At 40.2% G+C, this 12,124-nt stretch carries 14 protein-coding genes and 2 tRNA genes; 11 read left to right on the top strand and 5 right to left on the bottom strand.

All coding sequences use genetic code 11. The features are described 5' to 3' along the window. Window positions 1–12 precede the first annotated feature (12 nt). The 7 genes from lpdA to FPV17_RS13455 all read left to right on the top strand — a co-directional run bounded on the left by lpdA (window position 13) and on the right by FPV17_RS13455 (window position 5,859). Complete coding sequence (gene lpdA / locus FPV17_RS13485) at window positions 13–1,434, top strand: dihydrolipoyl dehydrogenase (RefSeq protein ID WP_144559244.1); 1,422 nt, start codon at window positions 13–15, stop codon at window positions 1,432–1,434. 16 nt (window positions 1,435–1,450) lie between these two features. Further along, entirely contained in the window at window positions 1,451–2,452 is a 1,002-nt protein-coding gene (locus tag FPV17_RS13480) for a thiamine pyrophosphate-dependent dehydrogenase E1 component subunit alpha (RefSeq protein ID WP_144559243.1), read from the top strand. Continuing rightward, entirely contained in the window at window positions 2,452–3,435 is a 984-nt protein-coding gene (locus FPV17_RS13475) for an alpha-ketoacid dehydrogenase subunit beta (RefSeq protein ID WP_144559242.1), read from the top strand. The genes FPV17_RS13480 and FPV17_RS13475 overlap by 1 nt, the downstream gene beginning before the upstream one ends. Window positions 3,436–3,445: 10 nt before the next feature. Beyond that, on the top strand, window positions 3,446–4,714 hold the full coding sequence (locus tag FPV17_RS13470) for a dihydrolipoamide acetyltransferase family protein (protein WP_437183298.1): 1,269 nt from the start codon (window positions 3,446–3,448) through the stop codon (window positions 4,712–4,714). A 65-nt stretch (window positions 4,715–4,779) separates the two neighbouring features. After that, on the top strand, window positions 4,780–5,208 hold the full coding sequence (locus tag FPV17_RS13465; RefSeq protein WP_035395805.1) for a BrxA/BrxB family bacilliredoxin: 429 nt from the start codon (window positions 4,780–4,782) through the stop codon (window positions 5,206–5,208). 144 nt (window positions 5,209–5,352) lie between these two features. Next, window positions 5,353–5,718 (top strand): hypothetical protein, encoded by a 366-nt coding sequence (locus FPV17_RS13460; RefSeq protein WP_035395808.1) that lies wholly within the window; start codon window positions 5,353–5,355, stop codon window positions 5,716–5,718. A 68-nt stretch (window positions 5,719–5,786) separates the two neighbouring features. Then, window positions 5,787–5,859: transfer RNA gene (locus FPV17_RS13455), tRNA-Arg, on the top strand. 392 nt (window positions 5,860–6,251) lie between these two features. On the opposite strand, the gene FPV17_RS13450 is transcribed toward FPV17_RS13455, so the two are convergent. Both FPV17_RS13450 and FPV17_RS13445 read right to left on the bottom strand, forming a co-directional pair. Beyond that, complete coding sequence (locus tag FPV17_RS13450; protein ID WP_144559240.1) at window positions 6,252–6,677, bottom strand: cytidine deaminase; 426 nt, start codon at window positions 6,675–6,677, stop codon at window positions 6,252–6,254. Between the two features lie 259 nt (window positions 6,678–6,936). Continuing rightward, a complete protein-coding gene (locus FPV17_RS13445) occupies window positions 6,937–7,710 on the bottom strand; it encodes a Cof-type HAD-IIB family hydrolase (protein WP_035395814.1) in 774 nt (257 codons plus the stop codon). A gap of 169 nt (window positions 7,711–7,879) precedes the next feature. Here FPV17_RS13445 and FPV17_RS13440 point away from each other — a divergent pair, with 169 nt between their 5' ends. Together FPV17_RS13440 and FPV17_RS13435 are read left to right on the top strand one after the other, a co-directional pair. Next, entirely contained in the window at window positions 7,880–8,164 is a 285-nt protein-coding gene (locus FPV17_RS13440; RefSeq protein WP_144560491.1) for a metal-sensing transcriptional repressor, read from the top strand. Window positions 8,165–8,185: 21 nt separating this feature from the next. Beyond that, the gene (locus FPV17_RS13435) at window positions 8,186–8,395 is read left to right on the top strand and encodes a copper ion binding protein (RefSeq protein WP_144559239.1); all 210 of its coding nucleotides are present in this window, start codon (window positions 8,186–8,188) and stop codon (window positions 8,393–8,395) included. Window positions 8,396–8,422: 27 nt separating this feature from the next. On the opposite strand, the gene FPV17_RS13430 is transcribed toward FPV17_RS13435, so the two are convergent. Continuing rightward, entirely contained in the window at window positions 8,423–8,974 is a 552-nt protein-coding gene (locus tag FPV17_RS13430; protein ID WP_144559238.1) for a GNAT family N-acetyltransferase, read from the bottom strand. Window positions 8,975–9,126: 152 nt separating this feature from the next. Here FPV17_RS13430 and FPV17_RS13425 point away from each other — a divergent pair. Further along, a tRNA-Val gene (locus tag FPV17_RS13425) sits at window positions 9,127–9,198 on the top strand. Between the two features lie 129 nt (window positions 9,199–9,327). Beyond that, window positions 9,328–9,972 (top strand): SDR family oxidoreductase, encoded by a 645-nt coding sequence (locus FPV17_RS13420; RefSeq protein WP_035395819.1) that lies wholly within the window; start codon window positions 9,328–9,330, stop codon window positions 9,970–9,972. Between the two features lie 46 nt (window positions 9,973–10,018). Here FPV17_RS13420 and ytvI read toward each other — a convergent pair whose 3' ends face one another. Next, window positions 10,019–11,113, bottom strand: coding sequence for a sporulation integral membrane protein YtvI (gene ytvI / locus FPV17_RS13415; protein WP_144559237.1), 1,095 nt, complete (start codon window positions 11,111–11,113; stop codon window positions 10,019–10,021). 389 nt (window positions 11,114–11,502) lie between these two features. After that, window positions 11,503–12,078, bottom strand: coding sequence for a copper resistance CopC family protein (locus tag FPV17_RS13410; protein WP_035395822.1), 576 nt, complete (start codon window positions 12,076–12,078; stop codon window positions 11,503–11,505). Window positions 12,079–12,124 lie beyond the last annotated feature (46 nt).

The following is a 12,124-nucleotide window of genomic DNA, read 5'->3' as shown; positions in this document are numbered from 1 at the left end:
AGGCGGACTATCATGGCAGAGAATTATGATCTCGTAATAGTGGGTGGCGGTACTGGTGGCTATGCTGCCGCCATCCGTGCTTCACAATCAGGATTAAAGACAGCGCTAGTAGAAGAGCAACTTCTAGGGGGAACTTGTTTACATAAGGGTTGTATTCCGAGTAAAGCATTGCTTAGAAGTGCAGAAGTGTTTCGGTTAGCAAAAGAAGCTAGCCACTATGGTGTGTCTGTTGGCGAGCCTGAGCTAGACTTCCCACAAGTACAAGAGCGAAAGCAGAGTATTGTTGATCGTTTAGCTAATGGTGTAAAAGGGTTAATGAAAAAAGGGAAAATTGATGTATATAAAGGAAAAGGAACATTGTTAGGACCGTCTATTTTTTCACCAACCCCAGGAACTGTGTCTGTCGACCTAGGCGATGGAGAAAATGAAATGTTAATAGGCTCAAATGTCATTCTAGCAACAGGTTCTTCTCCAAGAGCGTTAGCGAATACGCCGTTTAATGGGGAAACTGTTATTAGCTCAGAAGAGGCGCTTCAGTTTAACGCATTGCCTTCTTCTATCGTTATTATAGGTGGAGGCGTTATTGGAGTGGAGTGGGCATCCATGCTCGTTGACTTTGGTGTAAAAGTAACAGTTGTCGAAGCAGGAAGTCGTATTTTACCAACAGCCGATGGTGATATTTCCAAGGAAATGATGAAGCAGCTTCAAAAAAGAGGCGTCGCCATTTATACGAATGCGACAATCGATGAATCATCAATTGCTGTGGAGGAGCACGCTGTTAAGGTGAATGTACAAACAGAAGAGGGTTCAATTCAATTTCACGTTGACAAGTTAATGGTATCTATTGGGAGAACGGCGAATGTTCGAGGCATTGGCTTAGAGAACACAGAAATTGATTTAGAAAGCGGTTACATAAAAGTGAATGAATTCGGTCAAACGAAAGAATCGCATATTTATGCAATTGGTGACTGTATCGGCGGCTTGCAGCTTGCTCACGTTGCAACACACGAAGGGTTAATAGCAGTAGCTCACATGACGCGTGAAAAGGTGGAGCCTCTGAACAAAGCAATAGTCCCATCTTGTATTTATAGTTTTCCGGAGGCCGCACAAGTAGGCTTGACAGAAGAGGAAGCAAAAGCGCAAAATCATTCAGTGAAAGTAGGCACCTTTCCATTTGCCGCAGTTGGCAAAGCGCTTGTTCAAGGAGAAGAAGAGGGTTTTGTGAAAGTCATCTCAGATGAAAAAACAAATGATGTTTTAGGAGTTCATATAATTGGCTCACATGCAACGGATTTAATTAGTGAAGCGGCTCTTGCAAAATACGTTGATGCTGCTCACATTGAATTAGGTGAGATGATCCACCCGCATCCGACGATGTCTGAAGCAATAGGTGAGGCAGCCCTATTAATTGATAAACGTGCTATTCACATGTAATGGGAGGGATATTTGAATGACAAAAAACAAACATGAACAATTAGGGTTAACGGATGAACAAGCAGTTGATATGTATCGCACTATGCTACTCGCTAGACGAATTGATGAGCGCATGTGGTTGTTAAACCGAGCTGGAAAAATTCCTTTCGTCATCTCCTGTCAAGGACAAGAAGCGGCGCAAGTAGGCGCGGCCTTTGCACTTGATCGAGATAAAGACTATGTGCTCCCTTATTATCGAGATATGGGGGTTGTGCTAACCTTTGGTATGACTGCGAAAGATTTAATGCTGTCAGGCTTCGCGAAAGAAGAGGACCCAAATTCAGGTGGACGTCAAATGCCTGGTCATTTTGGACAGAAAACTAACCGAATTGTAACGGGTTCTTCCCCTGTAACGACACAAGTGCCACATGCCGTTGGCGTAGCGTTAGGCGGTCGTCTAGAAAAGAAAGATTTTGTTGCGTTTACCACATTTGGAGAAGGCTCATCTAACCAAGGAGACTTCCATGAAGGAGCGAACTTTGCAGGCGTACACAAGCTCCCTGTTATATTTATGTGTGAGAACAATAAATACGCGATTAGTGTTCCAATTGAAAAGCAGCTTGCTTGTGAAAAAGTGTCGGATCGGGCAATTGGTTATGGAATGCCAGGAGTAACTGTAGATGGAAATGATCCGCTTGCTGTTTATGAAGCTGTAAAGGAAGCAGCTGATCGTGCAAGAGCTGGGGCAGGTCCATCTTTAATTGAAACGGTCTCTTATCGTCTTACTCCCCATTCAAGTGACGATGATGATCGCGCCTATCGCTCAAGAGAAGAAGTGGCAGAAGCAAAAGAAAAAGATCCCCTTCACACGTATGCAGCTTATTTACAAACAGCTGGTTTGTTAACTGATAAGGTGCTTGACGAAATGGAAGCAGAGGTAAAGCAGCTTGTAAATGAAGCAACGGAATATGCGGAAGCAGCAACTTATGCAGATCCGAGCACCATGTATTTGCATGTTTATAGTGAGGAGGGGAACTAATGGCAGTATTATCATATATTGAAGCTGTGACGAAGGCTTTACATGAAGAAATGGAGCGGGATCAGCGCGTCTTTGTTTTAGGTGAAGACGTTGGTAAAAGAGGCGGTGTGTTTCGTGCAACAGCTGGCTTGTACGAACAATTCGGTGAGGAGAGAGTAATTGATACACCTTTAGCAGAATCGGCGATTGCAGGCGTAGGAATTGGAGCGGCTATGTATGGGATGCGTCCTGTGGCAGAGATGCAGTTTGCTGACTTTATTATGCCAGCTGTAAATCAAATTGTGTCTGAAGCAGCGAAAATTCGTTATCGCACAAATAACGACTGGACGTGTCCGATCACCATTCGTGCTCCTTACGGCGGTGGTATCCACGGAGCCCTGTATCACTCACAAAGCGTCGAAGCGATGTTTGCTAATACACCGGGGTTAAAAATTGTGATGCCCTCAACACCTTATGATGTAAAAGGCCTTCTTAAAGCCGCGATTCGTTCTGATGATCCAGTGCTTTTCTTTGAACACAAGCGAGCGTATCGATTAATTAAAGGCGAAGTGCCGGATGAGGATTACACGCTTCCTATTGGCAAGGCAGATGTAAAACGCGAAGGGGATGATGTGACGGTCATTACCTATGGTCTTGCTGTCCATTTCGCTTTACAAGCAGCGGAGCGCTTAGAAAAAGAAGGCATTCAAACGCATATTCTTGACCTAAGAACCGTTTATCCACTTGATCGAGATGGTATTATTGAAGCGGCGAAAAAAACAGGAAAAGTCTTGTTAATTACAGAAGATAACAAAGAAGGTAGCATTATTAGTGAAGTAAGTGCAATTATTGCGGAGCATTGTTTATTTGATCTTGATGCACCAATTAAGCGTCTTGCTGGACCTGATGTTCCGGCAATGCCTTATGCGCCTACATTAGAAAAAGAATTTATGATTAATCCTGATAAAGTCGAAAAAGCCATCCGCGATTTGGCGGAGTTTTAGAAGGAGGAATATGATGGCAACGAACATGACGATGCCTCAGCTAGGCGAAAGTGTAACAGAAGGAACGATAAGCAAATGGCTAGTAGCACCTGGTGATAAAGTAACTAAATACGAGCCGATAGCTGAAGTCATGACAGATAAAGTAAGCGCCGAAATTCCTTCTTCCTATACAGGTACGATACAAGCGTTACTTGTTAAAGAAGAAGATACGGTGTCCGTTGGAACGGCGATTTGTTCGATTGAAGAAGAGGGAAGCAGCCAAGAAGCGAAGCCTTCTGAAACGCCGAAACAAGTCGATGTTGAACCGAAAGTAGAGGCAAATGAAGAAAGCACTACAGACCAGCGTCAACGGTATTCACCTGCTGTTTTACGCTTATCACAAGATTATGGAATTAATTTAGCCAATGTAACCGGTTCTGGAAAAGGTGGCCGCATTACGAGAAAAGATGTAGAAGCTTACCGTGTACAAGGTGGAGTGGAAAAACCTCAGCAATCAGTAGAGGACGAAGTGTCTGTGGAACAATCTGTCACAAAATCGAATGATACCCAATCGGTTAGCCTTGCATCTGGTGAGGATGAGCGCATTCCTGTTTCAGGTGTCCGTAAAGCAATCGCAACAAATATGGTGAAAAGTAAAACAGAGGCGCCTCATGCTTGGACGATGATTGAAGTGGACGTGACGAATCTTGTCAAAGTCCGACAAGGGTTAAAGGACTCCTTTAAAGAAAAAGAAGGCTTCAGCTTAACGTACTTGCCATTCTTTATGAAAGCTTGTGTCGAAGCGCTAAAAGAATTCCCGGAAGTTAATGCTCAATGGGCGGGCGATGCGATTATCCGTAAAAAAGACATTCACCTTTCGATGGCAGTAGCGACTGAAGATGCTTTGTTTGTTCCTGTTATTAAACATGCAGACGAATTAACTGTAAAAGGATTAGCGAAGCGTACAAATGATCTTGCTAAAAAAGTCCGAACAGGTCAGTTAAAAAGCGATGATATGACAGGTGGTACATTTACTATTAACAATACGGGATCATTTGGCTCCATTCTGTCACAACCGATTATTAATACCCCACAAGCAGCTATACTTTCTGTGGAGTCGATTGTAAAACGACCTGTTGTTTTGGATACGGAAGCAGGAGAGGTCATTGCCATTCGTCACATGGTGAACCTGTGCCTTTCTCTTGATCACCGTGTTCTTGACGGACTAATTTGCGGGAAGTTTTTACAAGCTATTAAAACAAAGCTTGAAGCCATTAATGAAACGACATCTGTTTATTAACCGAAGTTTTTAAACTTGTACATTCGATTCGTTTCCCCTAAAATAATAGGGAGGAGGGTGATTTCATGCAACAATTTAATTTTTTCATGAATGATGTCGTACAAGATGCAAGAAATGATATGATACAAGCTGGCTATACGCAGCTTCAAACTGTTGAAGACGTTGATCAGGCGCTTACTGAAAAGGGCACGACGCTCGTAATGGTTAACTCAGTATGTGGTTGTGCTGGTGGGATTGCTCGTCCGGCGGCGGCATATATGAAAAACTATGAAGCAACACCAGATCGCTTTGTGACCGTATTTGCTGGTCAAGATAAGGAAGCAACGGCCAAAGCGAGAGAGTACTTCAAAGGATATGGTCCTTCATCTCCATCATTTGCACTTTTAAAAGATGGAGAAATTAAAATGATGGTGGAACGCCACGAAATTGAAGGTCACGAACCAATACAAGTTGTACAAAAGCTTGAACAAGCATTTGATGAATACTGTAAATAAAAATGAAAAGCTTATTTTAAGAGGTTGAAGATCCTCTTGAAATAAGCTTTTTTATGTATACGTTCGATGGGAATCAATTCGACATACAGTCGCACGCTAATCGGTCCTATGGTATAATAACGGAGAATAAAGGAGGTCAAAAACATGCAAGCGCAATACGATAAAATCCAACATTATTTAAATATGGAAGAAGATATTACCTTTAAAGAGTTTCAGCAGTTTTATAAAGAAGTAGTAGATGAACTAAGCACGATTCATCAAGGAATGGATGAAGAAACGCTATGGAAAGCGTTATTTGTTGTTGAAAACATTATTTCGAATGCTGATGGTCGCGCAAGTGATGCCTCCAATCAAGAAGCGAAGAAATACAAGAAAATGTCTCAACGTTTACAGCTTTATGCGAAAAACTTTGGTGTTCGTTTAGGACAAGCTGGTTATAAAGAAGAAGACATTAACGAGCGCTTTAAAGTTATGTTTGCTGAAGGTGAAAGCAACCAACAGTCAACGTAATGATATGTGGAGGGAGATCTTTTTATTGACAACTCCCTCTTATTCAAGTATATTTATACGTGTCGTTGGCGCCTATGGTGAAAGGGGATATCACACGAGATTCCGGTTCTCGCGTTGTGGGTTCGAATCCTGCTAGGCGCGTCTAAATCCCTTCATACCAACGGTTACAGCCGTTTATGTCGGTCATATAACGCAAGACCAAGCGGAAATAGAACGTCTTCTCTTCGAAAGAGGGAGGCGTATTTTTGTGCGTAAAAATAAGTTAGAGTCGTTTGAGTATCGGTCATTGAGTAATTATGAAAGCCTACGCGAGGTGTCTTTTGACGATGCTTTTGAGGCGTTTTGCATGGATAGAATCTGGCACACCTAAAAAGGGGAGGTTGTCTTTATTTTGTGTCACTTTAAGAGGTAAAGAGCACCTGTTTTTGGTCCTATGTTGTACTATAGATAGGCATAAATAAGCTATCATAAGATTAATAGCTAATATACTTTATACTGCTAACGCTCGCTGTTAGTTCATTAAAGTTTCTAAACTATGATTCGCGACTATATTTTAGTGGGATTAGTTCACCAATTTTAGTTTTTTGTAACTTGCCATCTATATCTAAAACAACAAAACAATCTGGTGAATAATCGGAGATGAGTTCCCTACACATCCCACACGGACTAACGACTCTTAACTCTCTATTTTTTTCATCAGAATAAGGATGCCTAACGGCAACAATTGTATCAAAGAATTTTTCTCCGTTTGAAACGGCATTTCCAATCGCGATAGCTTCAGCACATACTGTAATCCGTCCAATATATGCTTCTATATGTACCGCAGAAACAATAGTACCTGACTTTGTTTTTAAAGCCGCTCCTATATGATGCCTATCATCTTCGTAGAGCTGAGTAATTTTACGCTTAGCTTCATCAATTAAGTTAAAATCATTTTCTGTTAAAGGATAAGTTTTCATAAGTTCCCCTCATTTTTTCTTATTTGTTTACTTACATAGATTTAAAATATGTCTATTTACAGTATCTTTATATTCTAACTTAAGAAGTGTTCATTATGAATAATATAAATATTATTAAATCTTAACCAAAAATCGTTGTCGATTACTCCGAGTAATGACGTTCATTAACCTTTGTAAACTGCCGATAATTACATACTGTAACTAAGAAAAAGAGCAATCGGCCGATTGCTCTTTTTTCTGTAGACAGAACGTCTAAAGCCTATAATAATCCCACAAGAGAAAGGCCATGCTTAATTCCGCCTTCATTCACGTGCTTCGTAATGTAGCGTGCTTGTGCTTGCACCTCTTGTGGCGCATTGCCCATTGCAACCCCGTGTTCAACATAAGAAAGCATCTCAAGGTCATTTAGTTGATCGCCAAATGCATATACATGTTTTAAATCAATTCCTGCATGGGCAATAAATTTAGAAATACCGAGGGCTTTTGAGCCGTTGGCAGGCAGTACGTCTACGGAAAGGGGATGCCAGCGTACAAATTTAAACTCAGGAAACCGTTCGCGATACTGTTCCTCTTCAGTAGGTTTACAGAAGAGAAGTGCTTGGTGCAAGTTGGTTTGCTCGTAATAATTTGGATTATACGAAGGTAAATCTAATTTTAATGAATGGATACTTTCAAGAATATGTGGGTGTTCAGCATGATTCGCTGTGTACGTTTCTGCTGACATAAAGATGAGCGGATGATTAACCGAAGTAGCATAGCGCTCAAAACGGCTAAACGTTGTCGGATTTAATGTGTCTTGATAAATAATCTCACCTTTATAAACAACGTATTGCCCATTAAAACAAATATAAGAATCAATCTGTAATTCTTCTCTTAGCTCTTTGAAAAAATAAGGAGCTCGTCCAGTTGCAATCGCGACATGGTGTCCATCGGCTTGCAGCTGTTTAATCGATTCTTTTGTAGATACAGGTAATTCTTTGTTGTCATCTAAAAGAGTCCCATCAATATCAAAAAAAATCGTTGCCTTCTCCATATTTACACTCCCAATTATATAGATTTTATCTCTCTAATTTAAGACATTCACCAACAAAACATATCGTATTGAACGCAACGTGTCAATGATAGAGTTCGTTGCTTTTACAATCAATAGTTGATCTTGTATACTAAAAGAAAGTGGGGTGACACGGTTGAGTGAGCAGCAAATGGAACAAAAAACACACCGACATCATGATGACAAAACGTCGTTGACCAATCGACTTAAACGAATAGAAGGACAAGTACGCGGGATTCAAAAAATGGTGGAAGAAGATCGATATTGTGTAGATGTGCTCATCCAATTATCTGCAATTCAAGCAGCGTTGCGGAAAGTGAGTATGACAATGCTAGAAGATCATTCAAGACATTGTGTAGCAGATGCTGTGAAAAATGGAAATGGTGATGAAGCTATCTCAGAATTAATAGACGTGATTAGTCGTTTTTCAAAGTAAATCTTAAAGGAGCTGTCCAACATGGAACAGAAAGTAAAGGTAAGCGGAATGTCTTGTCAGCACTGTGTTCAAGCAATTGAATCAGCTGTTGGAGGGTTAATGGGTGTAGAAAAAGTTCAGGTGTCGTTAGAAGAGCAAGAAGTGGTTGTACAATATGATCGCGACGTTGTAACTTTATCCAAGGTAAAACAAGAAATTGAAGATCAAGGATACGAGATTGAAAAGGAATAAAACGTGCGCGAGATCGCGCACGTTTTTTTACCGTAGGGATGACTCAAATTCTTCAGCCAGGATGGAGAAAATTAGTTGATCAACAAATTTATCTCCTTTTTTTAGCGCACCTCTTAAACGACCTTCATGCATAAAGCCTAGCTTATGTAGTGCATGGATGGAACGGTCATTTTCAGGTTCAATGCGCGCTTCAATACGATGTATGCGACGTCGCTGGAAACCGTCTTCAATAATTTCCCATAGAGCTTCCGACGCGTATCCTTTTCCCCAGTAGTGTTTACCTAATTCATAACTAATCGTAGCGCTTTGATGTTCTGGTTGAAAGCTTTCAAAACCACATGTACCAATAATGGTGTGGGTGTCTTTTAAGATAATTGCATATCGCGAGGACTGCCCAGCTTTAATTTGGCTTTTTAATAATTGAATTAATTGCTGCGCTTCCTCTTCCGTTGTTAATCGTTCAATTTTCATGTACCTTGTGACACGGATGTCAGACCAAATGGGTAAGAGCGATGCTGCGTCTTCTAGCGTTAACTCACGTAACATTAGTCGAGGGGTACTAAAACTTTCGGATTCCAACAGCGTTCACCATCTCTCTATCATAATACTCGTATTTTAGCATGAAAACGACACAATTGCACAATAATTGCGCTAGTAAAAGTACGAAAAAACGATTGACGGTTTAAAGATTATTTGCTAAGATGTATCTTGTTGGTCATACATAAAAATATGCGCTGTTAGCTCAGTGGGAGAGCACTTGCTTGACAGGCAAGGGGTCACAAGTTCAAATCTTGTACAGCGCATCGTAAAACACCGCTCATCTAAGCGGTGTTTTTTTTCGTTTGGCACCGATCCTTGATTCCCCAATGTTTTTCTCATTTTAGACTAGGGTATAGTAAAGAAAGTGCAAATAATGAAAGGATGAGTCAATAATGAATGTACTAATCATAGGAGCAAACGGACAAATTGGTCGGCATATCGTCCAAAAGTTAGAAAAGCATACAGATCATACGCCGATTGCAATGGTTCGAAAAACGGAACAAAAAGAAAATTATGAAGACTTAGGAATACATGCTGTAATCGGTAACCTTGAGGGGACCGTAGAGGAGTTAGTTTCAATAATGGACAATGTTGACACGGTTGTTTTTACAGCTGGCTCTGGAGGTCACACAGGGGCAGACAAGACGATGATGATTGACTTTGATGGAGCCATCAAGTCAATGGAAGCGGCGAAACAAGCAAATGTTAACCGTTTTATGATTGTTAGTGCAATTGGCGTACATGATCGCAATAACTGGATGTCGAAAGCCCCATACTATAGTGCGGCTAAACATTATGCAGACGAGTGGCTAAGAAGAAGTGGTCTAAACTATACAATTATCCGCCCAGGTGGCCTAACAAATGATGAAGGAACGGGTAAAGTGAAAATAAACGTGGAATTGGATCGTGGAGACATCCCACGTGAAGATGTTGCCAATGTGATAATCGCGTGCCTTGAAGATGAGCGTACGATAAATCAATCGTTTGACTTAACAAGCGGACATGAAACCATTGAAGAAGCGTTAACAAATCTTTAACAGGCCAAAAAGCGCAACGAATGAACCGTTCGTTGCGCTTTTTCTATTAAAGAGAGTGTTTGTTGTTCGGTATAGGCGCTTTTTCAGCTGTTAATTGAAATAAGCCTGCTTCTTTTGCCGATCGAATCGCTATGTAAACAAATGGACCGAGAATTAAACCAATAACATTAAAGAAAACAAAACCGAAGTACATCGATAATACAGTTGGTAAAGCATTTAAACCAATTGAATCACCTAATACTTTTGGTTCAATAATTCGACGGATAATGAGTAGAACGAGTGCAAGGACAATAAGCTGAATTCCTTGAGCCGTGTTTCCGAGAATCATTGCTACTAACCCCCAAGGTACGAGTATAAGAGCAGGTCCAACATAAAGGGGAATAATATCGACAACCCAGATTAGAATTGACATAATAAGCGCAGGTCCAGGAGCGATAAACAGTAAACTGATGTAGCAAACAATAAAAACGCCTACACTTAATATAAACTGAGCTTTCCAATAACCTAAAAACACTTTCCCCATTCGTTGAAAAACAAATCGGAGCTTTTGTGATGTTTCATCTTTAAATAAATTAAAGGTGTTATTTAATAGACGTGGTAGATCAAGACTGAATAAAAACAATGTAATTACATAAATCAACGCAACAAAGAGTAAATTAGGTATTGATTGCAACCACGAAGCAACAGTCGTGATAACAGTTGCTGTAAACCCGAGAACGGCATCGACCATTGTAGTAGACAGTCGCTCTAATTCAGCAATAATCGCTGTTCCTTGAGGAATACTTTCTAATGTATTTTGAAATCCTTCAATCATTTCATCTGCAAACTGCTGTACTTCAAATGCATATTGAGGAACTTGTAATGACCAACCATAAATCGATTCCACTAGATACCTAATTGAAACATACAGTACCAAACCTGAAATAAGTAAAAACGAAAGGAAGACAATCGTTACAGGTAGAAGTCGACGCTCACTGTTTAATTTTCGTTTTAAGAATTTGACAAATGGTTCAAAAATCATTGCCGTCAATAAAGCTAAAAGAATAGGCATAAACGCCGAGAAATTAAAGTAAACGAAAAGCACCGCTGCGACAATCAGAATAACCATGAAGAGCTTCTTTAAAACGGTGCGATTAAGCATAATTTAAGACAACCTCCTTTAATACAACACAACACGTGATTTTAATGTAGCCAAGCATAAACATTTGTAAAGGGGCTATCTGTAGTCATCAAATTAAATGTGTTGAAAAACAATTTCTTATTACTATTATAGCTGAAAGTGTTCAATCTCAAAACGAAAACTTCTTGATTTTAAACATTTTTTCCTTGTTCTTTCAATCGTGTGTAGTCGGGTTAAAAAAGGAACAAGTTAGGTACTGCTTGTGAATGCGTAAACACACGTTTTCACACCTATATGACCAGAATGTATTTTTAGTAAGAAACACGAATGATCTTAAATCGAAGAAGTCGACAAATACAGTCGCTTCGCAACAAAAAAAAGAAGCCACATCAGTGACTTCTCCACTTCAATTAGTTCTTTTTCTTACGAGATACAACAAAACCAATTAAACCGCCAATAAACAGAATGGCTAGGATAATGGAAATCCATAGAACGGCAGAACCAGATTCTGCTGTTTCTGTTTCAGACTGATCTTGCTCGACATCTGTTTCTTGCTCTGTTGCTTCATCTGTAGATTCTTCTTCAGTTATGTCTTCTTCTACAGCTGACTCCTCTTCACCTTCTTCTTCAACATTAACAACAAAAGTGAACTCACCATCGATGTGGTGGGTATCGTCACCAATATTTTCCCAATAAACAACGTACTCCCCATTTTGAAGTGGTTCGCTAAAAGAGGCAATAATCGCATTTGACTCCACGTCAACGGAATCAGGTTCTACTTCTTCACCTGATGTATTGTTTGTAACCGTCATATTTCCACTAGCAATACCTGAATCAAACGTGACGGTTATTTCGTCTAAAGGCGCCGTTACTTCTTCATTTTCTTCAGGTGAAGATGACTCTTGATGTGAATGAGCTTGAGCCAAATTAGGTAGTGCTAACATAAGTGTAAGTAAAAGTAAAAAACTTGTAAAACTACGTTTCATTTGTAACCCTCCAATTCATGTTCTCTTGTATTGTAACAATAAATTG

The sequence above is a fragment of the Shouchella miscanthi genome (assembly GCF_007725405.1).
Lineage (GTDB): Bacteria > Bacillota > Bacilli > Bacillales > Bacillaceae_D > Shouchella > Shouchella hunanensis.
Note: the sequence above shows the minus strand (reverse complement) of the source record. Positions and strands in the feature narration are given on the sequence as shown.

Coding starts and splice junctions, on each gene's coding strand:
- ytvI (WP_144559237.1), bottom strand. CDS start 11,113: ATGCTTAATCGCACCGTTTTAAAGAAGCTCTTCATGGTTATTCTGATT.
- FPV17_RS13435 (WP_144559239.1), top strand. CDS start 8,186: ATGGAACAGAAAGTAAAGGTAAGCGGAATGTCTTGTCAGCACTGTGTT.
- FPV17_RS13450 (WP_144559240.1), bottom strand. CDS start 6,677: ATGAAAACTTATCCTTTAACAGAAAATGATTTTAACTTAATTGATGAA.
- FPV17_RS13465 (WP_035395805.1), top strand. CDS start 4,780: ATGCAACAATTTAATTTTTTCATGAATGATGTCGTACAAGATGCAAGA.
- FPV17_RS13475 (WP_144559242.1), top strand. CDS start 2,452: ATGGCAGTATTATCATATATTGAAGCTGTGACGAAGGCTTTACATGAA.
- FPV17_RS13460 (WP_035395808.1), top strand. CDS start 5,353: ATGCAAGCGCAATACGATAAAATCCAACATTATTTAAATATGGAAGAA.
- FPV17_RS13420 (WP_035395819.1), top strand. CDS start 9,328: ATGAATGTACTAATCATAGGAGCAAACGGACAAATTGGTCGGCATATC.
- FPV17_RS13480 (WP_144559243.1), top strand. CDS start 1,451: ATGACAAAAAACAAACATGAACAATTAGGGTTAACGGATGAACAAGCA.
- FPV17_RS13445 (WP_035395814.1), bottom strand. CDS start 7,710: ATGGAGAAGGCAACGATTTTTTTTGATATTGATGGGACTCTTTTAGAT.
- FPV17_RS13470 (WP_437183298.1), top strand. CDS start 3,446: ATGATGGCAACGAACATGACGATGCCTCAGCTAGGCGAAAGTGTAACA.
- lpdA (WP_144559244.1), top strand. CDS start 13: ATGGCAGAGAATTATGATCTCGTAATAGTGGGTGGCGGTACTGGTGGC.
- FPV17_RS13440 (WP_144560491.1), top strand. CDS start 7,880: ATGGAACAAAAAACACACCGACATCATGATGACAAAACGTCGTTGACC.
- FPV17_RS13410 (WP_035395822.1), bottom strand. CDS start 12,078: ATGAAACGTAGTTTTACAAGTTTTTTACTTTTACTTACACTTATGTTA.